The 21,222-nt window shown below is 65.0% G+C and carries 14 protein-coding genes; 9 read left to right on the forward strand and 5 right to left on the reverse strand.

Annotated features, from left to right (window positions below):
* Nucleotides 1–45: 45 nt before the first annotated feature.
* The 5 genes from CHB97_RS01165 to CHB97_RS01185 all read left to right on the forward strand — a co-directional run bounded on the left by CHB97_RS01165 (nt 46) and on the right by CHB97_RS01185 (nt 7,146).
* Nucleotides 46–1,086, forward strand: coding sequence for a hypothetical protein (locus CHB97_RS01165; RefSeq protein ID WP_089286101.1), 1,041 nt, complete (start codon nt 46–48; stop codon nt 1,084–1,086).
* 2 nt (nt 1,087–1,088) lie between these two features.
* Nucleotides 1,089–1,964: a hypothetical protein gene (locus tag CHB97_RS01170; protein ID WP_143270660.1), complete on the forward strand. Its 876-nt coding sequence runs from the start codon at nt 1,089–1,091 to the stop codon at nt 1,962–1,964.
* A gap of 115 nt (nt 1,965–2,079) precedes the next feature.
* A complete protein-coding gene (locus tag CHB97_RS01175; RefSeq protein WP_089286103.1) occupies nt 2,080–2,745 on the forward strand; it encodes a thioredoxin domain-containing protein in 666 nt (221 codons plus the stop codon).
* A gap of 194 nt (nt 2,746–2,939) precedes the next feature.
* Complete coding sequence (smc, locus tag CHB97_RS01180) at nt 2,940–6,470, forward strand: chromosome segregation protein SMC (RefSeq protein ID WP_089286104.1); 3,531 nt, start codon at nt 2,940–2,942, stop codon at nt 6,468–6,470.
* A gap of 181 nt (nt 6,471–6,651) precedes the next feature.
* Complete coding sequence (locus CHB97_RS01185; protein ID WP_089286105.1) at nt 6,652–7,146, forward strand: hypothetical protein; 495 nt, start codon at nt 6,652–6,654, stop codon at nt 7,144–7,146.
* Nucleotides 7,147–7,353: 207 nt separating this feature from the next.
* Here CHB97_RS01185 and CHB97_RS01190 read toward each other — a convergent pair whose 3' ends face one another.
* From CHB97_RS01190 to CHB97_RS01210, 5 genes are all read right to left on the reverse strand, one after another.
* Nucleotides 7,354–9,411, reverse strand: a complete 2,058-nt coding sequence (locus CHB97_RS01190) for a glycosyltransferase (protein WP_160105456.1) — start codon at nt 9,409–9,411, stop codon at nt 7,354–7,356.
* A gap of 657 nt (nt 9,412–10,068) precedes the next feature.
* Entirely contained in the window at nt 10,069–11,445 is a 1,377-nt protein-coding gene (locus tag CHB97_RS01195) for a methyl-accepting chemotaxis protein (RefSeq protein ID WP_160105458.1), read from the reverse strand.
* A gap of 162 nt (nt 11,446–11,607) precedes the next feature.
* Nucleotides 11,608–12,387 (reverse strand): queuosine precursor transporter, encoded by a 780-nt coding sequence (locus CHB97_RS01200; protein WP_089286108.1) that lies wholly within the window; start codon nt 12,385–12,387, stop codon nt 11,608–11,610.
* 250 nt (nt 12,388–12,637) lie between these two features.
* Nucleotides 12,638–12,934 carry a 50S ribosomal protein L28 gene (gene rpmB, locus CHB97_RS01205; protein WP_089286109.1) on the reverse strand — a complete coding sequence of 99 codons (297 nt, stop codon included), beginning with the start codon at nt 12,932–12,934 and terminating at the stop codon, nt 12,638–12,640.
* Between the two features lie 171 nt (nt 12,935–13,105).
* The gene (locus CHB97_RS01210) at nt 13,106–14,437 is read right to left on the reverse strand and encodes an MFS transporter (RefSeq protein WP_089286110.1); all 1,332 of its coding nucleotides are present in this window, start codon (nt 14,435–14,437) and stop codon (nt 13,106–13,108) included.
* Between the two features lie 163 nt (nt 14,438–14,600).
* Between CHB97_RS01210 and CHB97_RS01215 the strand changes: the two genes are divergently transcribed.
* From CHB97_RS01215 to CHB97_RS01230, 4 genes are all read left to right on the forward strand, one after another.
* Nucleotides 14,601–15,218, forward strand: coding sequence for a YceI family protein (locus CHB97_RS01215; protein WP_089286111.1), 618 nt, complete (start codon nt 14,601–14,603; stop codon nt 15,216–15,218).
* An 84-nt stretch (nt 15,219–15,302) separates the two neighbouring features.
* Complete coding sequence (locus tag CHB97_RS01220) at nt 15,303–18,665, forward strand: SIS domain-containing protein (RefSeq protein ID WP_089286112.1); 3,363 nt, start codon at nt 15,303–15,305, stop codon at nt 18,663–18,665.
* A 69-nt stretch (nt 18,666–18,734) separates the two neighbouring features.
* A complete protein-coding gene (locus CHB97_RS01225) occupies nt 18,735–19,136 on the forward strand; it encodes a DUF3224 domain-containing protein (protein ID WP_089286113.1) in 402 nt (133 codons plus the stop codon).
* A gap of 286 nt (nt 19,137–19,422) precedes the next feature.
* Nucleotides 19,423–21,222 carry a class I SAM-dependent DNA methyltransferase gene (locus CHB97_RS01230; protein WP_089286114.1) on the forward strand — a complete coding sequence of 600 codons (1,800 nt, stop codon included), beginning with the start codon at nt 19,423–19,425 and terminating at the stop codon, nt 21,220–21,222.

A 21,222-nucleotide genomic window follows, 5' to 3' on the forward strand; every position in this document is an offset into this window, starting at 1 on the left:
CTTCACCTGCGCCAGCCCGGCGCCTTCTCAGGACGGGGAACCGCCATGAGCGATATTATCCGCAATTATCTGGATGAGCTGGAGGCCAAGGCCATACGCTGGCGGATTTTCTGCCGCGATTATGCCAGCGCCTATCATCTGGCCCATGACCAGTATAAGGCCACCTGGGCAGCGCAGGAGAAGAGCGACAAGGAAAAGGCGGAGATGATCGTGCTGGCCCTGTCGGTCGCCTCCAGCACGGTGTTGATGGCAGCCTTTGCCACCAATTCCCTGCGCGTGCTGGCCAGCCGGGCCGCCCTGAATGTGATTTGCAACAATAACCTGAACCGTACTTTCAACGCGCTGCATCTGGTCAGCAACAACAAGGCGGCCATGTTCGCCCTGGGGGCGGTGATGGATGCCGCCGATGCCAAGGCCAAGAAATATATCGAGGAAAAGGCCGGCACGCTGACCCGCTCAGCACCCACGCCTGCGGTCACCAATCCGGCCGTCCTCCAGAATGATCTGATCAATTATGTGGAGAGCAACCAGCTCTACGCCATGGAGGTGGCCTTTGCCATCCGCGACGACAAATCCCTGTCGGAAGCGGATCGCGCCATCCTGGTGGGCAGCCTGAAGAGGGCGCCCTTGTTCAAGCCGCCGGTCAACGAGATCAAGCGGGAACGGCTGACCGACCATATCGAGCTGTCGCTGCATATGTCGGCCATGCTGGATTCTGATTTTCTGGTTGATATCCCGATGCATGAAATGAGCACGGCTGGGGGACTTGGCTCTGTATTCGGCGCGAAGGAGCGGCCGATACCACAATTACCCTCTGCGTCGGACTATCCGCGAGGGACACCGTTTCGTACTTCCCTGGGGGTGGTTCATGCTCAGCAGAGTGTTCGGGTGGAGCGCCCCGGACCAATTGTGCAGACCAAGATCGATGAACTGAACGGCCGCATCTTCAATGAGAAATTCTTCTCTGCCAGCAGTTGGCAAGGCGGGCAGAATGGTCCGATGCCTGCGCTTGTGCGGGCGGAAACCACGCTGAACCGGCTGGCAGAGGCGTCGCGTCCGCTGCAACTTGATGCGGCCCGGGTATGAATATGCGGGGGCAGGAGCTGTCACTATTGAAATGGTCCGGCCTGCTGCTGGTGCTGACGGCCCTGCTGCTGGCCGGCTGCTCCCGTTCAGGGGAAGCGGAAAAGTCCGATGAAACGATGATGCAAATGGAGCAGGTTGCATCGCTTTACCAGTCCATGCCGGGCCTTGTGGATATTGTTGGCGGGGACGTCCGGAAGGAATTCGGAGCCGGTGTTGATGCCGATCTGCCCTTGTTGCGTCAGTCGGTGGTGAAAGCCTTTGATCCGGCAGATTTGCTGGCGCGGGTGCGGCGGGAGTTGAAGGCTGTGGATGCTGGTGGAGGGGCTGAGGTTCCCGCATTTCTGGCTGCCGCAAATGACTTCATCCGGACTCAATCAGCTGTTGAAGCGGAAAGCAGGGTTGATCCCGGCAAAGTGATACAGTCCGCCACCGATGCCTATGAGGTTCGGGCGGATAAAGGCCGGATTGATGCATTGGCCGGCGCCATGGCAGCGGCGGATATTCAGGTGGAAGGCACCCTGTTAGGGCTGCGCCTGCAGGGGGCCGCCGCCTTGCGCCATCTGGAAAAGCCTGTCCTTTGGCAGGGGCTGGACGATCAGGGGCGGGACCGCTACGCAGACCAGTTCACCCGTCGGACGCGCGCGGAAGGGGATGCAAATCACTCGCCCCCGCGTTACGAGATTGCCCGGTTCCTGGCCATACAGCGGCTGACGATCATCCTGCTCCGGCTCCCGGAACCGTCGCTGAAGGCTTTGGAGGATTTCTATAACAGCGATCTGGGCAAGGCCAAACGCAAGGCCCTGGTTGCTGCCGTTGCCGCGCAGAGCGATGCGGATACCAAGCAAATGATGGTCGAATATCTGCGGCAACTGCGCTGATCCGTTTCGCCGCAGCCACGATTCCGGCGGGTGGTTCCGGCACACATCGCCTTGCCGCCGCCGCAAAGCTGGTTCTATAGTCGTGCCGACTTTTTGGATCAGGAGACACCCCGACGTGCGCGGCCTTGACCTTTCCCCGCTCTCCCGCCGTTCCATGCTGGGCCTTGGTGCCGGTGCCGCCGTGCTGTCGGCCCTGCCGGCCTGGGCGCAGACGGCACCCGCTGCCCCTGCCGCCGCGATTGACATCAAGGCCGCCACTGCGGAAATCGTCTATGGCGATCCCAAGGCCAAGGTGACGGTGGTGGAATATGCCTCGCTGGCCTGTTCCCACTGCGCCGATTTTGAAATCAACATGCTGCCCACCTTCAAGAAGGAATTCATCGATCCCGGCGAGGTGAAGCTGGTGTTCCGGGATTTCCCGATGAATGCGCCAGGCCTGCGCGCCCATATGCTGATGCGCTGTGCCGGTGGGGCCAAGGGGCTGGCGCTGAAGACGGCGATCATGAAGTCGCAGCATAGCTGGCTGAACCAGGATTATCTGAAGCACCTGTCCCAGATCGCCCGGCTGTCGGGGATGAGCCAGGAACAGTTCGATGCCTGCACCAGCAACAAGCAGCTGGAAGATTTCCTGATCAAGAGCCAGTACACGGCCAGCCAGGAAAAGCAGATCAACTCCACCCCCACCTTCATCGTCGATGACAATTACGTCGTCATGGGTGCCAAGCTGGATGAGTTGACGGAGGCCGTGCAAAAGGCCGGGGCCAAGCGCAAGGCTTCTTAACATTTCCTCAAACGCCTTCAGTGCGGCGTGAGCCAAGGCGGCGGATGCCGCCGCCCGGCACTTGAGGGAATTGGCAAATACCAAGAGCCATGAATCATGGCTCTTGGTATGAGATAGTTTGACGGGGGTGGTGCCCGCTGGCACCACCCCCGTTTGCGTTCCATCCCTTCCCGTTTTTGCGAATCCGACAGCCCGTGCAGTTCACCAAGCTTCGCCTTACCGGCTTCAAATCCTTCGTTGACCAGACCGAACTGCTGATCGAGCCGGGCATGACCGGCGTGGTCGGCCCCAATGGCTGCGGCAAATCCAACCTGCTGGAAGCCCTGCGCTGGGCCATGGGGGAGACCTCAGCCAAGCGGATGCGCGGGGAGGATATGGATGACGTCATTTTCGGCGGCACCGCCACCCGGCCGGCGCGCAATATCGCCGAAGTGACCATGGTGCTGGGCAATGATGGCCGCACCGCGCCACCGCCCTTCAACGAGTTTGACGAGCTGGAAATCACCCGCCGGCTGGAACGGGGGTCGGGGTCGGATTACCGCATCAATGGCAAGCTGGTGCGCGCCCGCGATGTGCAGATCCTGTTTGCCGACAATGCCTCAGGCGCCAACAGCCCGGCACTGGTCAGCCAGGGCCGGGTGGGGGCGCTGATCAATGCCAAGCCGGCGGACCGGCGGCAATTGCTGGAAGAAGCCGCCGGCATCAGCGGCCTGCACGCAAGGCGGCACGAGGCGGAATTGCGCCTGCGCGCCGCGGAAACCAACCTGACCCGGCTGGAAGATGTGCTGGGCACGCTGGATGCCCAGCTGCAAACCCTGCGCAAACAGGCCAAGCAGGCCGCCCGCTATCGCAATGTGCAGGAAAATATCCGCCAGACGGAGGCACGCCTGCTGCATATCCGCTGGCAGGATGCCGAAGGGGCGCTGACCCGCGCCCGCAGCGGCCATGCCCGCGCGGATGAGGCGGTGCGACAGGCCATGCTGGCGGGCACGACCCTGGCTGAAAGCAGGGCCGCCATCGCCGCCACCCTGCCGCCCAAACGCCAGGCGGAGGCCGACGCCGCGGCGGCCCTGCAACGGCTGGTGCTGGCGCGCGAACAACTGGCGGCGGAAGAGGCGCGCGTTGCCGAAGCCCAATCTGCCACCCAGCGCCGGCTGGCCCAGATCGCGTCCGACCTGTCGCGCGAACGCGCACTGGCCACCGATGCTGATAATGCCCTGCTGCGCCTGCGCGAAGAACGCCAGCAATTGCTGGATGCCCAGGCCGAGGAGGCGCTGGACCAGGAGGAGGCGCAGGAAGCCCTGTTGACCGCCCGCGATGCGGTGGAACAGGCCGATCTGGCCCTGGCCGCCCTGCTGGAACAGGCCGGCGCCGAAGAAACGGCACGCAATACCCAGTTGAGCCGCCTGCGCGACCAGCAGGCGCGGCTGGCCACGCTGGACCGCCGGCTGGCCGACCAGCAGGCCCAGACCGAGCAGTTGCGCCAGGGGCTGGAGGACGGGCTGGCCCTGGCCGCCGCCGAGGAGGCGCTGGCGCTCGCCGAGGAACGGCTGGAACTGACGCGGGAGGAGGCGGAGAACGCCGAATCCGCCAAGGGCGAGGCTGACCGCGCCCTGGAGCGGGTGCGGGCAGAGGCCGCCAGCGCCCAGGCGCGCAGCCGCGACGCGCTGACCCAGGCGGAATCCCGCTTCACCCGCATCAAGGCGGAATGCGATGGCCTGCGCGCCCTGCTGGGGCTGGATGAGGCTGACCTGTTCCCGCCGCTGATCGATGCGGTGACGGTGACCGCAGGCTATGAACAGGCGCTGGCGGCCGCGCTGGGCGATGATCTGACCGCCCCGCTGGATGCCGCCGCCAATGTCTATTGGCGCGACCTGCCGCCTTTGCCGGATGGCACGACCCTGCCGGGCGGGCTGTCGGCCTTGGCGGATTTCGTGAAGGCCCCGGCGGCGCTGGGCCGCTGCCTGCCGCAGATCGGCGTGGCGAAGGATGCCGCCCAGGCTGCAGGCCTGTTGGCGCTGTTGCTGCCCGGCCAGATGATTGTCACCCGCGATGGCGGGGCCTGGCGCTGGGATGGTTTGACCCGCAAGCCCGGTGCCCCTACCGCTGCCGCCATCCGCCTGACCCAGCGAAACCGCTTGGCCGAACTGGAAATGGAGCTGGATGCGGCAGAGGAGGTACTGGCCAGCGCGCGCGAGGCCCATGCCAGTGCGCGCGAACAGGCGGCCCGTCGGGAAGGGGAGGCGCGGCAGGCCCAGGATCAGGCCGCCCAACGTGACCGGCAGGCGCGCGAGGCCGTGCGCGGCGGCTTCCGCGCCGTGGAACAGGCGCGCGAAGGTTTGACCCGGCGCAAGGCGGAGGCAGACGCCGCTGCGGCCAAGCTGGATGCCCTGCTGGGCAGCCTGACGGCGCTGCAAACCGACCGGGCAGAGGCCGCAACGGCGGAGGCGGAAGCGCAGGCGGCACTGGACGCGCTGCCGGATGCCGCCATTGCCCGCAATGCCATCGCCCAATCCCGCGCCCGCCAGTCGGAACTGCGCGCCGCCCTGGCCAACCGGCAGGCCCGCGCCGACCAGTTGCTGCGCGAAGCTGAACAGCGCCGCCGCCGCCTGTCGCTGCTGCAACAGGAAGAACAGGGCTGGGCCGCGCGCGTGGAGGGGGCAGCCAGCCGGCTGGCCGAACTGGAACAGCGCGCCGCCGAGGGGCGGGAGGAGTTAGAAACCCTGGCCGAGCGCCCCCTGGCGATCCAGGAGGAACGCCGCCTGCTGGCCGCGCAAATCCAGACCGCCGAGCGCCACCGGGCCGAGGCTTTGGCCGCCTTGCAGGCAGCGGAGGCGGAACTGGCCGAGGCTGAAGGGGCCCGCACCAAGGCTGAAACCGCCCTGGCCGACGCGCGGGAGGCCCGCGCCCATGCCGAGGCCGCCGTTGCCCAGGCGGTGCAGCATATGCGGGCCCTGGCCGAACGCATTGCTGAGAAGCTGGATTGCGAGCCGCATCGGATCGCCGCCGCCACCGGCATTGATTTCGATGCTGATGATGAACGGCCCAACCCGGCGGCATTGGAACAGCGCCTATCGAAATTGCTGGAGGAGCGGGAGCGCATCGGCCCCGTCAACCTGCGCGCCGAGCAGGAAGTGGCGGAGATGGAAGCGCAGATCGGCACCATGACGGCGGAGAAAGAGGACTTGACCGCCGCCATCGCCCGCCTGCGCCAGGGCATCAACGGCCTGAACCGGGAAGCGCGGGAACGGCTGCTGGCCAGCTTCACCAAGGTGGATGCGCATTTCCAGGATATGTTCACCCGCCTGTTCGGCGGCGGCTCAGCGCATCTGAAGCTGACCGAAGCCGAAGACCCGCTGGATGCCGGCCTGGAAATCTATGCCAGCCCGCCGGGCAAGAAATTACAGGTGCTGTCGCTGCTGTCGGGCGGGGAACAGGCGCTGACGGCCTTGGCCCTGCTGTTTGCCGTGTTCTTGTGCAACCCCGCCCCCATCTGCGTGCTGGACGAGGTGGATGCACCCTTGGACGAGGCCAATGTTGGCCGGTTCTGCGACATGGTGGAAGAAATGGCCCGCAGTGGCGCCACGCGCTTCCTGATCGTCACCCATCACCGGCTGACCATGGCCCGCATGGACCGGCTGTTTGGCGTGACCATGATGGAACGCGGCGTTTCCAAACTGGTGTCGGTCGATCTGGCCCGCGCGGCGGAAATGGTGGAGAGCTGACGACCATTCCTTTTCGTCACATTGCAACGCCGCCTTGGCGATGCCATTTTACCATGACAGGAAAACAGGTCGGTCAGCGTATCAGGAGAGGGATCAACCCTTTCCGGTCTGCTGGCCGGACGGGGCGGCAGAAACAGGGCCCGCTGATCGGGCCCCGGACGCATGTTGAGGAGTATGCACCATGGTTTCTCGTCTGAAGACGGGCGTGCGTTTGGCCGCCGGCGCGGCCGCGCTGCTGGGCCTTGCCGCCTGCGCCAACCCGCAGGCCGATCAGGCGCTTTACGCACAGCAGGCCTTTGTCGGTATGCCCAAACAGACCCTGCTGTCCTGCGCCGGGGTGCCGACGCGGACAGCCACGGTCGATAATGTGGAATATTACACCTATACCAGCGAGCGGCTGGTGACCATTCCGGGCAGCCCGCGCTTCTCCGCCGCCTATGGCTATTACCGGCCCTGGTCGCCCTGGTATGGCTATGGTTGGGGGCCGGGCCCGTTCGATTATCCGGAGACGGAGACGCGCGACTGTCAGGCCACCTTCACGGTGAAGGATGGCGTGGTGCAGCGCATCGTCTATGGCGGCGCCAGCCAGGGGCCGAGCGCGCGGCTGGGCCAGTGCTATCGCATCGTGGAAAACTGCCTGGCGCTGATCCCGCAGCAAGGCCAGTTGCAGCGCTGATCGGCATCCGCCAGGGAAGGGGCAGCAGGCCCCTTCCCTGGCGGATGATACCAATCCGCCGAGGGTTTGACCCTTGGCGGATTTGAGGCCAGCGACCGCTGGCCCGCGGGCTCGTGCCCGCGTAAGCCAAGGCGGCGGATGCCGCCGCCCGGCGCCTGAGGGAACGCAAAATCTCCCTGGATCGGTCACGATCAAGGGAGATTGATATTACGCCTTCGTGGAGGAGGCGGGAGACGGTTGAACAGGCCAGAGCGGAAAGGCGCTTTCCGGCACCGGTCCCCCCCACTGATGCCGCGCCGGCAGGGCCAGCCCGCGGAAGGGGCGCCCATCCAGGTTGAGATTGGGGTTGTAATAGGGATCGGCCATGGCCTGCCGATACCAGCGATTGCGCATGTAATGCATTTCCTTGTCCGACCGCGCCTTGCGGTCCGGGCTCATGTCGCGTCCACGGCTGACCGATTCATAATGGTATAGTTCAATGCGCGGGGTCCAGACCATCAAAAGACCCTTTTGACGCCAACGCAGGCAAAGATCGACATCGTTGAAAGCTACCGGCAGGTTTTGCGCATCAAAACCGCCAATATTGAGAAAATCCTGGCGCCGGCAGAACAGGCACGCCGCCGTGACCGCGGAATAATTGCCCGCAACCTGGGTGCGGCCGAAATATCCCTCGTCATCGACATGATATTGCTGAAAGGCATTCTCCGCCAATCCACCGGTGCCCAAGATCACGCCTGCATGTTGGATCATGCCATTGGCGAAGCGCAGCCGGGCGCCGACAGCCCCCACTTCCGGCCGTGACAGCAGGCTGATCGCTTCGCCCAGCCAATCCGGCGTGATCAGCTCAACATCATTATTGATGAAGCCCAGCACGGCACCGCGTGCCAGATCTGCGGCCCTGTTGTTCATATCGGCATAATTGAAAGGTGCGTCATAGGTCATGACGCGGAACCAGCCCAGCCGCTGGCCCTGTTCCAGATAGGCCAGGGTTTCGGCCTCCCGGCTCTGATTATTGATAATGATGATCTCGAACGACTGATAGCGGGTGCGCGACAGGATGCTGTCGATACAGGGCCGTAACAGGTCCAGCCGGTCGCGGGTGGGGATGATCAGGCTGACCGGCGGGGTCATGGCAGGCCGGGGCCAGTGGATCGTCCGCAGATCCGGCCAGCGCGGATGCGGCGCAACCCCCGCGCCGCCAAAGCCGCGCGCCCGCAGGTGGGCGGCGACGATCTCTTGCCAGAGGGCCGCATTCTCTGCCGGCTGTTCGATACTGGCCAGCACTTCGGGCAGATGCAGGATGCGATCGGTCCGCGCCCGTTCCAATGCCGCCATCTTGATGGCCGGCAGCGACGGCGGAATGATCCCATCGGCAAACAGGCTGGCGCGGATCAGCACCAACCCGCGTGTATAATCCTGGGCCAGGAACAGGTCATAATTCCAGTCCGGGCGGAACCAGGGGCGGGGAGGCTGCCCCGCCTGCACCATGTCAGCATCAGCATAAAGGAAATCGGCATCCCTTTGCTCGAAAACCAGCCGCGCTCGATCCAGCGCACCGGGATGCAGCCGGACCCCGCCATCCACCAGAACCAGCATATCGCCCGCCGGTCCCTGATAGCGCAGGGCACAATCCTGCGGGGTGATCCCCTCCGCCGTCCATACCAACACAGGTTCCGGGGCGGCCGCCTGCATTGCCCGCGTCGCGCGCAACCAGTCCTCATACTGGGCCCAGCCGATGGAACGGGGATGCGTGACGGCGGTTGCTTCCAGATAGGCGGTGAGGAGCTGGCAATTGCCCGCCAGCTCAGCCCGCCGCTCCTCCGGAATGGCATCAATCAACCGGGCCAGCAGCTGGTTTGGCCCCTGGTCGGTGGAGCAAAAGCTTACCGGACTATTGTGCAGCCTGCCGATGCCTTCGGCCGTGATCTCGACCTGTCGTTTCCGGCCATCCAGCAACCCATAAGGCATCTCCAGGGTAAAGGCATGGTCACCAATGCCAATCCCGGCTTCGACCAGATCGCCGCGTTCCTCATTGGCGATGGTTTGCGCGGCGACGACCCCATCCACCAATGCCGAAACCCGCAGGTGACGGGAAGGCTCCCCCGGTTGCCAGCACCAGCCTTTGATGACGCTTCCCTGCACCTGATCAATATTGCCATGATCGGATGGGGCCTGATCTTCTGCATCAACCGGCAGATTCAGCTCATCCTGATAGGTGAAGGCAGGCAGCAGGGGTTGGCCGTTATGGGGCGATATCAGGCGCACCGTCTCACCCGGGACCAGACGAAGAGCTACGCGAAAACCATGATAACCATTGCCAATCCCGGCGGCGATCAGATCGCCCCGCTTAAGATTGGCCAAACAAGCGGCCCGCGGCAATCCATCGACGACGGCCAGCAGCAAAATGGGTCGCTCCGGCGCGTCGGGCCAACAGGCCCATCCTACAAGCTCTCCTGCCGTATAATGCTCAATTTGGCCATGACAAAAAACTTGGGACATTTATAGAAAATCCAATCAGTGTAAAAATATGGGCCCCTGACCTGATCGAAGTCTGGTCAGCGGGGGGTGATATTCCTGATTGGTCGTTCAGCCACTATCGGCTGCGGATTGGTGTTCCACCGCGCGCAGCGTTATCCTTCTGGATATCTGACGGAACAACATGACAGCAAGCTCCGCTATCTTACACCCGTATTTTTGCATCACCTTAAAGAAAAGACATGTATGCTTCAACAACATGAAAGCAAAAATCGCAAGCAAGGATTGGGGGAATGGCCGGTATTTTCTCTTCCGGTCACGGTCCGGATGTCACCATCCTGCTGGGCGATATCATCAAAGTGCTGGAGTGGTGCCTGTAATCAGGACTAGCAAAGCAGAAAAAAGGCCGGGGAGGGCGCCCTCCCCGGCCTTTTTCATGGACGGGTGTTACCGGCGGCCGGCGACGAAGGCCGACACTTTTTCCCGCAACTGACGGAAATTGCGGTCCAGATCGGCGGTCGCCATCAGCATGGTTTCAGAGCCCGCCCCGCTCTGCTGCGCCATCTCGCCTAGCTGTTCCACATTCTTGGCCAGCTGGCTGACACCGGCGGCCACGCTGTCGGCGCGGCTGGCAATGTCGCGCGTGGTGGCACCCTGTTCTTCGGTGCTGGCGGCAATCGCACTGGAGATTTCGTTCATCTGGCCCAGCACCTTGGTGACGGTCCGGATGGCATCCACACTCATCTGCGACTGGTTCTGGATGGCGGCAATCTGCTCAGCGATTTCGCCGGTGGCCCGGGCGGTCTGGGTTGCCAGGCTCTTCACCTCACCGGCCACCACGGCGAAGCCCTTGCCGGCCTCTCCGGCGCGGGCGGCTTCGATGGTGGCATTCAGCGCCAGCAGATTGGTCTGGCTGGCAATCTCATTGATCAGGTTGACTACAGTGCCGATCTGCCCGGCCATGTCGGCCAGACCCTGGATCAGTTCATTGGCGTGATGCGATTCCCCTTCCGCCGTGCGGGAGATACCGGTCGCCTCTGCCACGCGGCGGTTGATCTCGTCAATGGACGCGGACAATTGGCCGGCGGCGGCGGCCACTTCCTGGGTGTCGGCGGAGACGCGCCGGGCGGCAGCATTGGCCGCGCCCATCTGGGCTTTGCTCTGTTCAGCCAGATCGGCATTCTGGGTGGCGGCATCCTGCAGGGCGGCCGATGCGGTGGCGAAGCCATCCACCACAATATTCACTTCCTCTGCCAGCTTGCCGCTGCGTTCACGCGATTGCCAGAGGTCGGCAATATCCTTCCAATATACAAGAACATGGGTTTCCCCCTTGAACGGGAAGGGGATCAGGGTCACTTCCACCGGCAGCGGGCTGCCATCCAGCGCCCGGTGCATCCATTCGAATCGGCGGAAGCCATCGCGGATCGCCTCATGCAGATAGGCGCCCGCCACCTCGGCGGAGACGCGGCCGTCGGGCTGCCGTTCCGGGGACAAGGCGCCGGGCAGCACGCCGCGCAGCTGTTTGGCATCCTTGGCCTTGATGAATTTCAGTGCGGCGTCGTTGGAGACGACGAAGCTGCTGGTGTTGGCCACCAGCATCGGGTCCGGCGATTTGTCAAAGGCAATGCGCCGGAAAGTCTCCATCAGCGCTTCATCATCGCTGATGACAGGCGTGGTCTGGGTTGTAGGCTTGATCCAGAACCCCGCCAGAATGGCCGCCAACCCGATGAAGAGACCCAGCCAGAAGAGCCCGCTGGACAGGCTGCCCCCACCCACCAGAAGGGCGATGGCCAAACCCGCGACGGCCACCCCAATCTGTAGCATTTTATCTTTTTGCATCAATTTCTTGCCCCATTTTGACGCCACTTTAAGGTAGCGCTATCTAAGGCAATTAAATTTATAAAATCGAACTATACTATTGCTCGGAATGCTGGGCCGCCCCCCATTTGTTGCGCAGCGACATGGAAAGGGAAGCGCAAGGCAATCTCACCGGGAGGGAAGATGCTTTCCCAGCGCCCAGCGCGACAAATACATGAACGGCGTGTCCAGCAAAGACAAGGCGACACGTAAACCATAGGTGCCCAGGATATAGGTGAAGAAAAGCGCCTCCCAGCCCACCGGCTCCGGCGCGAACACTACCCAGGCCAGCACGCTGAACATCACATTATCCACCAGCGATGACAGCATGGTGCTGCCATTATTGCGCAACCACAGGTGCCGGTCGCCGGTGGCCCCCCGGATGCGCTGATAGACCCAGACATCGAACAGCTGGCTGGTGAGATAGGCGGTCATGCCGGCGGCGAACAGGGCCGGGGCCGGTGTGAACAGGGCGGCGATATGGTCCTGCATCCCCAAAGCCCAGGCCATGTCCGTGCCGGCCTGTTCCGCATTCATGGGCCGGAAACCCAGCGTCAGCATCATCAGCAAGGTGAACAGCAGATAGGCGGCAAAGGACAGGAACACGGCGCGGCGCGCAGCAGCGCGGCCGAAATGTTCGGTCAGGATATCGGTTGCCAGATAGGTGGAGCCGAACAGCACCGTGCCCATGGCCACGGGATGGTCATAGAAGCCAAACTGCACGGCCTTCAGCACCTCCACATTGGCGCCGATCACGGCAACGGCGATGTAGAGATAGAGCCCCGCCGCCCCGAACAGCCGCGCCATCAGCAGGATGGACCCGAAACAGAACAGCGCCTGGAACAGCAGCAGTGCTTCCGGCGGCACCTGATTAAGGAAAGCGATGAGATCGGCGGGCGAGAGCGACATGGCAGGCGAACCGGCAAGGGTGACTGATGCCAACCCGCCGAAAGGTTGACCTTTCGGCGGGTTGGAGGCCGGCGACCGCCGGCCCGCCGCTCGTGCGGCGTAAGCCAAGCTGCCGGAGGCAGCGCCCGGCGCTTGAGGGGGCAGGTAAATACCAGAACCCCAAACGGCAGCGGCCCCGCGAAACGCCCGGATGGGGTTTCGCGGGGCCGACAATACCGTCAGCAGCGAACTGGTACCGTCAGACGCCGAATCAGGCGGCGGTCTTGGCGGCCAGTGCCTTCTGGATCTGCTTCTTCACCTTGCGGGCATCAACGTCCAGCTTGGCGTCAGCGATATCCAGCAGGGCGGCGTCCAGGCCACCCTTGTGCTCGATCGTGCGGATGCCGTTGGTGGACAGACGCAGGCGGACCATGCGGCCCAGCGCGTCGGACAGCAGGGAGGTTTCCTGCAGGTTCGGCAGGAAGCGCCGACGGGACTTGTTGTTGGCGTGGGAGACGTTGTTACCGGTCTGCACACCCTTGCCGGTCACGGCGCACTTGCGGGACATCGAAACACCTATCTTTAAGCTGCTGGCGGCCCGCGAGAGAACTACCGGGCGCACCGGACACGATAAAACCAATCCAGCCAGGGCGACCCCTGGCCGATGAAGCCGCGTTGATAGACGACACCCGCCCCTGAGTCAAGCCTGCGGGCCGCCTTCATTGCTGCATAGCCGCTTTCAGCCCTGGCGACCCGGCTCCCGCACCAGCAGCAGCAGGCCCAGTCCCAGCAGGAACAGCAGCACCACCGTGCCCATGCCGGCCCGCTGGGTGGCGAACAGGCTGACGGCGAGCCCATAGAAAAGCGGTCCCAGCACGCCCACGGCCCGCCCGGTCAGGGCGTAAAGGCCGAAAAACTCCGTTTCCAGCCCGGTCGGGGCCAGCCGCGCCATCATGGACCGGGCGGCGGCCTGGGCGGGGCCGAAGAAACAGCCCAGTACCAGACCCAGGGCCAGCAGCCATTGCTGATCAGGCGTGAAATCCAGCGGCAGGTTCAGCGCCGGGGCCCAGCCCCAGGCCGGTGTGCCGATGGCGATCAGCCCGGCACCAGAGAGAATCAGCCCGATGATGGAAATGATCAGCGTCGGCTTGGCCCCGATCCGGTCATCCAGCCAGGCGAATCCGATGGCGCCCAGCCCGGCGGAGACATTCAGCAGGATGGCGAACAGAATCAGCTGCGCTTCCGTCATGCCGAAAACAATGCCGGCATAAATGCCGCCAAAGGCGGTGATGGTGTTGATCCCGTCCCGCCACAGGGCCGATGCCACCAGAAAACGCAGCAGATTGCCATGGCCGGGCAGGCTGCGCAGGGTGCGGCCCAGCGTGGCCAGCCCGTCGCGCACGATCTGCCCCAGCGGGGCGGCATTGCCCGGCCGGTCCGGCACCAGCAGGAACAAAGGCAGGGCGAACAGGCCATACCAGAGGGCGACCAGCACGGAGGTGGCGCGCACCGGGGCGGCATCCGCCTTGTCCAGCAGGCCGAACAATGGCGTGTCCGTCTGCAACAACAGCAGCAGACAGCCCATCAGCGATAAAAGCCCGCCAATATAGCCCGTCCCCCAGCCCCAGCCGGAAACCCGGCCCAGATGGCTGGGCGGCGCGATACCGGGCAGCAGCGCATTATAAAAGACATTGGCCAGTTCAAAGGCCGTGCTGGCGACGCCGACAATCACCAGGGCCAGCAGTACATAAGATGGGTCGGGTCGCACGAACCACAGCAGGGCGGCCCCCGCCACCGCAATGGCGGTGAAGCCGCCCAGCCAGGGCTTGATCCGCCCACCCTTGTCGGCGATGGCGCCCAGCACCGGCGACAGCACGGCAATGGCCAGCCCGGAGAGGCCCAGCATGAAAGCCCAGTCGGCCGACGCCGAATCGGGGTCGGCCGCCACGCCCTTGGTGAAATAGACGCTGAAGACAAAGGTGCCGATCACCGTGTTGAAGGCCGACATGGCCCAGTCATAAAGGCACCAGCCGGCCACCGCCGCCTTGCGTCCCTTCAGCGTCTGTTCCAAATGGCATCCCCTTGGCGTCTTCGTGGGCTGGGTGGGCAGCCTGTCATGCGTGGGGGGTCGGGCCAAGTGTCTTTGCCGTGACAGCGCCATAATGGTCTTTTTACTGGGAACATGATTTGGTCAGAGGCTGTAAAATGGACCGCCCTTCCACCAGGATGCCGCCATGGGGCTGATCGCCCGTTCCACCGTCCGCCATCCCAGCGCTGCCCTGGGGTTGGCCCTGCTGTCGCTGTTGCCCTGGCAAACGGCACCGGCGGCCCTGCGTGCCTATCGGCTGGGGGCGGAGAATACGCGCGTCGGCTTCAGCGTGCGCTATCTGGCGGTGGCCAAGGCAGAGGGGCGCTTTCCGGCCGTACAGGGCGATGTGACCTTTGATCCTGACAGCGGGCAGGTGGCCGATATCGATGTCACCATCGGCACCGACAGCGTGGATACCGGCCAGCCGGCGCGTGACGCAAGGCTGCGCGGGGAAGGGTTTTTCTGGACCGAGCGCTACCCGACCATGCATTTCAAGGGCTTGAGTGTGGAGCGCACCGGCCCCGTCAGCGGCATCATCCGGGGGGAACTGACCCTGCGCGGGGTGACGCGGCCGCTGGTGCTGGATGTGGCCATCACCCCGGATCAGGATGCCGCGTCCGGCCGGCTGTTCATCACCGCCAAGGGGGCCCTGGACCGGCGGGATTACGGCATGGTGGATGGGGTGGCCGGGCTGTTCATTGCCAATAAGGTGGCATTGCGGATTGATGCGGCCGGCTTGATGCCGGAACCCACCCCGCCTTGATCGGGCCATACCGCCAAGCCATTTGCACCCCGGTGCCGGGGTGGCGTATCTAGGTTTCTGTTCTTCAGCTTTCGGGTGATCACCATGTGCGGCATCGCTGGCCTTCTCTCCGGTCGTTCCTGGCGTCAGGTGGGGGATGCCTCCTGGGTGGATGGTATCGCGGCCAGCCTGCTGGCGGCCAAGGCCACGGACCTGGACGCCATCGATACGGCGCTGGATGCGCTGCATGGCCGTTTCAACGATCTGATGGCCTTTGCCACGCACATGGCGCTGGTGGAACAGCCCGCATTGCGCGGCCATGTGGAACGGGCGGCAGCTTATGTCGCGGCCCTGGAAGCAGCCTTGAAAGTGGCCGACAATGCGCGTGACCCGCGGGTGGAGCGCACGGCCGAACGCCTGCGTGATTATGGCTGGCAATTGACGCATGAGGTGCTGGCCAATATCGACCGCACCTTGTCGCTGCTGGCCGGTGTGGCCCAGCCGCTGCGCGCCCAGCATTTCACCGCCTGGACCGTGGAACAGGTGATCGAGAATCTGGACCGGCTGGAGGTGCGGGGCCGCGACAGCGCCGGCATTTCCGTGCAGCTTGCCATCCCCGGTCCGCTGGCCGATGCCGAGCTGGCCGGCTGGCGCCGGCAGGCGGCAGCGTTGGGGCGCGATGGCTATGATACGGACGGCGCCTTCGTTGCCCATGCCCTGCCGGATGGCGGGGCGACGGTGCGCTTCACCTATAAGGTGGCGCAACTGATCGGCAAGCTGGGTGACAATGGTGCCACGCTGCGGGCCAAGCTGCGCGCCGATGCGCTGTTCTGGCAGATGGCGGCGAAAGCGGAACAGGTGGGCATCATCGCCCATACGCGCTGGGCCTCCCACGGGGCGATCAACCTGCCCAATTGCCACCCGCAGGGCGGGGCCCTGGCGGGGGATGAAGGACCGCTGCTGCCGGTGGATGCTGATGTCGTCTCCGTCCTGAATGGCGATATCGACAATTACCGGGGCCTGCGCGAAGGGCTGGTGACGGCGGCCGGATTGGCCATTCCGCCCGCCGTCACCACCGATGCCAAGATCATCCCCGTCACCTTCCGGCTGACGGCGGGCAACGGCAATGGCGACCGCTTCCTGGCGGCCCTGCGCCGCTTTGAAGGGTCTGTCGCCATTGCGCTGCTGCACCCGACGGACCCGGAACGGCTTTATCTGGGCCAGAAAGGCAGCGGGCAGGCCCTGTTTGTGGCCGAGGTGGCGGATGGCCTGATCCTGTCGTCGGAGAATTATGGGCTGGCCCCGCGCGCCCGCGCCTCCATCGCGCTGGCCAAGGTGGAAAAGGGCGGGCTGGCCGTCACGCTGTCCACCGCCGCGGGGGAGCCGGCGCTGGCCGCCCGCACCATCGATGATGGCCAGCCCACCGCCCTGAAAGCCGACCCGATCGAGATTTTCAGCCGCGATATTTTCCGCGGCGATTTCGACCATTTCTTCGAGAAAGAGGTCCACGAAGCCGCCGGCAGCGTGCGCAAGACCCTGGTGGGGCGTTACAGCCGCGCCGGGCGGCAGGCCAGCTTCGATCTGGGGGAAGATGGCATCTGGACCAGCCTGCGCCGCCGCCTGACCGATCCGGCCAAGCCCGCCATCCGCCGCATCTTCGTCACCGGCCAGGGCACGGCGGCCATTGCCGGCATGGGCGTGGCGCATCTGCTGCGCCAAGCGTTGGCTGGCAGCGCCATCCATGTGGAAGCGGCCAAGGCGTCAGAACTGTCGTCCGATCTGGATGGGGTGGCGCTGGATGATACGCTGGTGATCGCCATCAGCCAGTCGGGTACCACCACCGACACCAACCGCACGGTCGATCTGGCGCGGGCGGCGGGGGCGTGGATTCACGCCATCGTCAACCGCCGCAACAGCACCCTGGTGCGCAAGGCGGACAGCCACCTGTTCACCAGCGACGGGCGCGACATTGAAATGGCCGTGGCCAGCACCAAGGCCTTCTATTCCCAGGTGACGGCGGGCAAGCTGACAGCGCTCTGCATCGCCGATGCGCTGGGCACCTTGGGCCCGGTGCAGATCCATGATGAGCTGGTGGCCCTGGAAGGGCTGCCCGCCCGCATCCAGGAAGTGCTGGATGAAGAGGCGGCCATTGCCGCCGTGGCGGAACAATATGCCCCCTATAACCGCTATTGGGCGGTGGTGGGTAATGGGGCCAACAAGGTGGCGGCAGAGGAAATCCGCATCAAGCTGTCGGAGCTTTGTTATAAATCCATCCCGGTCGATTACACCGAGGATAAGAAGCATATCGACCTGTCGACCGAGCCGCTGACCCTGGTGATCGCCAACGATTTGCCGCCGCTGCTGGCGCAGGACACGGCCAAGGAAGTGGCGATTTTCAAGGCCCATGCCGGCAAACCCATTGTGGTGGCGGCCAAGGGGGAAACCTGTTTCGATCCTTACGCAGAGGCGGTGATCCGCGTGCCGTCCGCCGGGGCCGGGCTGGATTTCGTGCTGGCCACGGTGGCCGGGCATCTCTGGGGTTTCCATGCCGCCCGCGCCATTGACCGCCGGTCCCAGGGTTTCCGCGAATTGGGCGCGGCCTTGGAACAGGCCCTGGTGGAAAAGGACCGGCCCACTGCCCCGCTGCTGGAGGCGGTGGCGCTGGAAATGCGCCGCATTGCCGATGGTGAACAGGATGCCGCCCTGCCGCCGCGCGCCGTGGCGCAACTGGCCGCGTTCGGGGCCGATCTGGCCACCATTGGCACCGATCCCGCGCGCCGTGCTGCCGTGCTGACAGCGGGTGAAGCGGTGCTGCGCAAGCTGTTTGAGGAAACCAGCCGCCCTATCGACACCATCCGCCATCAGGCCAAGACGGTGACCGTGGGTATTTCCCGCCCGACGCGGGAAGTGTCACCCGCCATCCTGGCCACGCTGGCCGACCTGGGCGTGGCGCCGGAGGCACTGGCTGACGCTGACCGCCAGACCCTGACCGCCTATTCCGCTGTGCTGGCCGGGGTGACGGGGGGGCTGCTTTATCGGCTGGCCGGTGACAGCAAGGATGGGCCGAAGCTGGTGGCCGATACGCGGGTGGGTCGCTCCGCCGGGCAGAAATCCGGCTATGATGGCGGCCGTGTGGCGGCGGGCAGCAAGCGCAAGGCCCTGCGCCTGGGCCGCACCGTGTTTTCCGCTGGCACGGGGGAGGCGGAAAACCTGCTGCTGGTGCCCTTCTTCGCCGGGGCCGACTGGCGGCTGGCCGGGCTGGCCCTGCTGCATACCGAATTGGCCCCCCAGGCCAGCCTTCAGCAGAAGACGGCTCTGCTGAAGGAACTGCATCTTTATGAAGATCTGTTCGACGCCTATCACGAACTGGTGCATGGGGAGGCGTGCGATTTCGCCGCCTTCATCGCCCGGACATCCCCGCGCGACCTGCTGTTCCGCCCGGCGGCCGATCTGGTGCGGGCGGGCTGAACGGGCTTTCCTGTTCGTGTAATGTTCTGATAGAATGGCGGCGTCACCAACCATGGGATCGACGCCGCCATGAGCCTCCATGCCACCGGTACTTTCGACGTCAAGATGACGCCCGCCGGCGAACCCGATGCGGCCGACGGCACCAGCCTGGGCCAGATGCTGCTGGACAAGCAATTTCACGGCCCCCTGGACGCCACCGGCCAGGGCCGGATGCTGACCGCGCATACGGGGGTGGAGGGCTCGGCGGTCTATGTGGCGCTTGAACGGGTGAGTGGCACGCTGAACGGGCGCAGCGGCAGTTTCGTGCTGCGTCACCTAGGCACCATGGATCGCGGCCACCCGCATTTGTCCATCTCCGTCGTGCCGGACAGCGGTTCCGGTGGCTTGACCGGTATTTCCGGGGAGATGGCCATCAAGGTGGCCGACGGGAACCATTATTACGATTTCACCTATGATCTGCCGGGTGAGTGAGGGGGGATATCCTTGTTTCCGCCTCCTGGCTCTCTGCTCTCACCCTTTATCCCTCTCTCTACCGTCACCCCGGCGCAGGCCGGGGTCCAGTTTCATAGAGCGAAGCGCCTGTGGCCCCTGGACCCCGGCCTGCGCCGGGGTGACGGTAATGGGCAATTGAGTAGCTTTGCGCCTTCATCGGTTACGGCTCAACAAACCGCGTCCCTTCCCCCCGATAATCCCCCCTTGCCAGTCCCCCGGCGCTGAACGATGGTGAGCGCCGATATCACCCCAGCCAGGTTGCCCTTTGGTTCGCCGCACCCGCCCTGTTCCCAGCCCTGCCAAGGCCCCGCGCAAGCGCGCGGGGGCGCTGCCGGCTGACGGGTCGGCGCTGCTGCTGGCCGCCGCCGCTGCCCTGGCCGCACAGCAGCGCCGGCATGTGGCGGCCATTGCCGGGCTGGTGGTGCAATCCTATTGGGCCGCCCTGGAAACCGGCCTGCCCATTGCATCGCCGCCGCCGGAACTGCCGGCCCGGCTGCCGGTTGGGTTAGACGAGGCGATGCGGGAACAGGCAACCCGCTGGGGGGCCGATCTGGCACCGCTGCCGGTGCCGCTGGTCTGTGAGAAGCTGGGCAATCTTTATGCCGGTCTGCTGTCGGCGGAACATCGCGCCCGCCATGGCGTGTTCTACACCCCCGCCTCGCTCGCCTCCTGTCTGGCCGATCAGGCGGAAGGGGCGGGGCTGGATTGGGTGTCGGCGCGGGTGCTGGACCCGGCATCGGGCTGCGGTGCCTTTCTGGTGGCCTGCGGGCTGCGCATGGCCGGGGCCCTGCGCAATGTGGAGCCGGCCCTGGCCGCCCGCGCGATTGCCACCCGGCTGCGCGGCTGGGAACTGGACCCGGTGGCAGCCTGGATTTCCGTGGTGATGCTGGAGGCGGCCTTGCTGCCGCTGCTGCACGGCACCGGCCAGCGGCTGGGCGATTGCGTGCAGGCCGGGGACAGCCTGGACCGGGGGGAGGATCCCTGCTTCGATCTGGTGATCGGCAACCCGCCCTATGGCCGTCAGGTGCTGCCCAAGCCGGTGCGGGCCCGATTCGCCCGCAGCCTGTTCGGCCATGCCAATCTTTATGGCGTGTTCATGGATCTGGCGGTGCGGCTGGCCCGGCCCGGCGGGCTGGTCTGTTTCCTGACCCCCAGTTCCTTTCTGGGTGGCGATTATTTCAAGCATCTGCGCCGCACCCTGGCAGAGGAAGCGCCGCCCCTGCGGCTGGATTTCGTCGAACAGCGCAAGGGCGTGTTTGACAATGTGCTGCAGGAAACCGTGCTGGCGACCTATCGCCGGGCCGGTGGTGGTGTGCGCCGCCCGCGCCGGGCAGAGGTGCGGATGATCCAGATCGCCCAGGGCGGCGGCATCGGCCTTTGCCCCGCCGGCCATTTCACCCTGCCGGCGGATGTGACGGCCCCCTGGATTCTGCCCCGGCACGCGGGGGAGGCGGACTTGGCGGCCAGCCTGCGTGCCATGGGCCATCGGCTGGCTGATTGGGGCTATGGCGTTTCCACCGGCCCGCTGGTCTGGAACCGGCACAAGCCGCAGATCGGCGATGCGAAGGGCCGGGGTGCCATCCCTCTGGTCTGGGCGGAAAGCATCACGCCCGATGGGCGCTTTGCCTATCGTTGCCAGAAGGCCAATCACAAGCCCTGGTTCATCCCCGGTCCCGGCGATGATTGGCTGGTGATCCGCCAACCCTGCGTACTGTTGCAGCGGACCACGGCCAAGGAACAGGCCCGCCGGCTGATCGCCGCCGAAATGCCGGCCAGCTTCATCACCCCGCATGGCGGGGTGACGGTGGAAAACCACGTCAATATGCTGGTGCCGCGCGTGGCCCGCCCGCCCGTATCGCCCGCCGTGCTGGCCGCCTTTCTGAACAGCCGGGCGGCCGACCGGGCCTTCCGCTGCCTGTCCGGTTCCGTTGCGGTGTCGGCGTTTGAGTTGCAGGCCATGCCGCTGCCCGATCCCAAGGCCCTGGCGCCGCTGGCCCGGCTGGTGGCGCAGGGGGCGACGCGGGACGCATTGGATGCCGCCTGTGATGCGCTGTATGGCCTGTGA

The sequence above is a fragment of the Azospirillum sp. RU38E genome (assembly GCF_900188385.1).
Taxonomy (GTDB): domain Bacteria; phylum Pseudomonadota; class Alphaproteobacteria; order Azospirillales; family Azospirillaceae; genus Niveispirillum.

What these genes read in the sequence shown, in the direction of transcription:
- CHB97_RS01165 (WP_089286101.1), top strand. Translation starts at nt 46, where the DNA reads ATGAGCGATATTATCCGCAATTATCTGGATGAGCTGGAGGCCAAGGCC.
- CHB97_RS01170 (WP_143270660.1), top strand. Translation starts at nt 1,089, where the DNA reads ATGCGGGGGCAGGAGCTGTCACTATTGAAATGGTCCGGCCTGCTGCTG.
- CHB97_RS01185 (WP_089286105.1), top strand. Translation starts at nt 6,652, where the DNA reads ATGGTTTCTCGTCTGAAGACGGGCGTGCGTTTGGCCGCCGGCGCGGCC.
- CHB97_RS01195 (WP_160105458.1), bottom strand. Translation starts at nt 11,445, where the DNA reads ATGCTACAGATTGGGGTGGCCGTCGCGGGTTTGGCCATCGCCCTTCTG.
- CHB97_RS01200 (WP_089286108.1), bottom strand. Translation starts at nt 12,387, where the DNA reads ATGTCGCTCTCGCCCGCCGATCTCATCGCTTTCCTTAATCAGGTGCCG.
- rpmB (WP_089286109.1), bottom strand. Translation starts at nt 12,934, where the DNA reads ATGTCCCGCAAGTGCGCCGTGACCGGCAAGGGTGTGCAGACCGGTAAC.
- CHB97_RS01215 (WP_089286111.1), top strand. Translation starts at nt 14,601, where the DNA reads ATGGGGCTGATCGCCCGTTCCACCGTCCGCCATCCCAGCGCTGCCCTG.
- CHB97_RS01220 (WP_089286112.1), top strand. Translation starts at nt 15,303, where the DNA reads ATGTGCGGCATCGCTGGCCTTCTCTCCGGTCGTTCCTGGCGTCAGGTG.
- CHB97_RS01225 (WP_089286113.1), top strand. Translation starts at nt 18,735, where the DNA reads ATGAGCCTCCATGCCACCGGTACTTTCGACGTCAAGATGACGCCCGCC.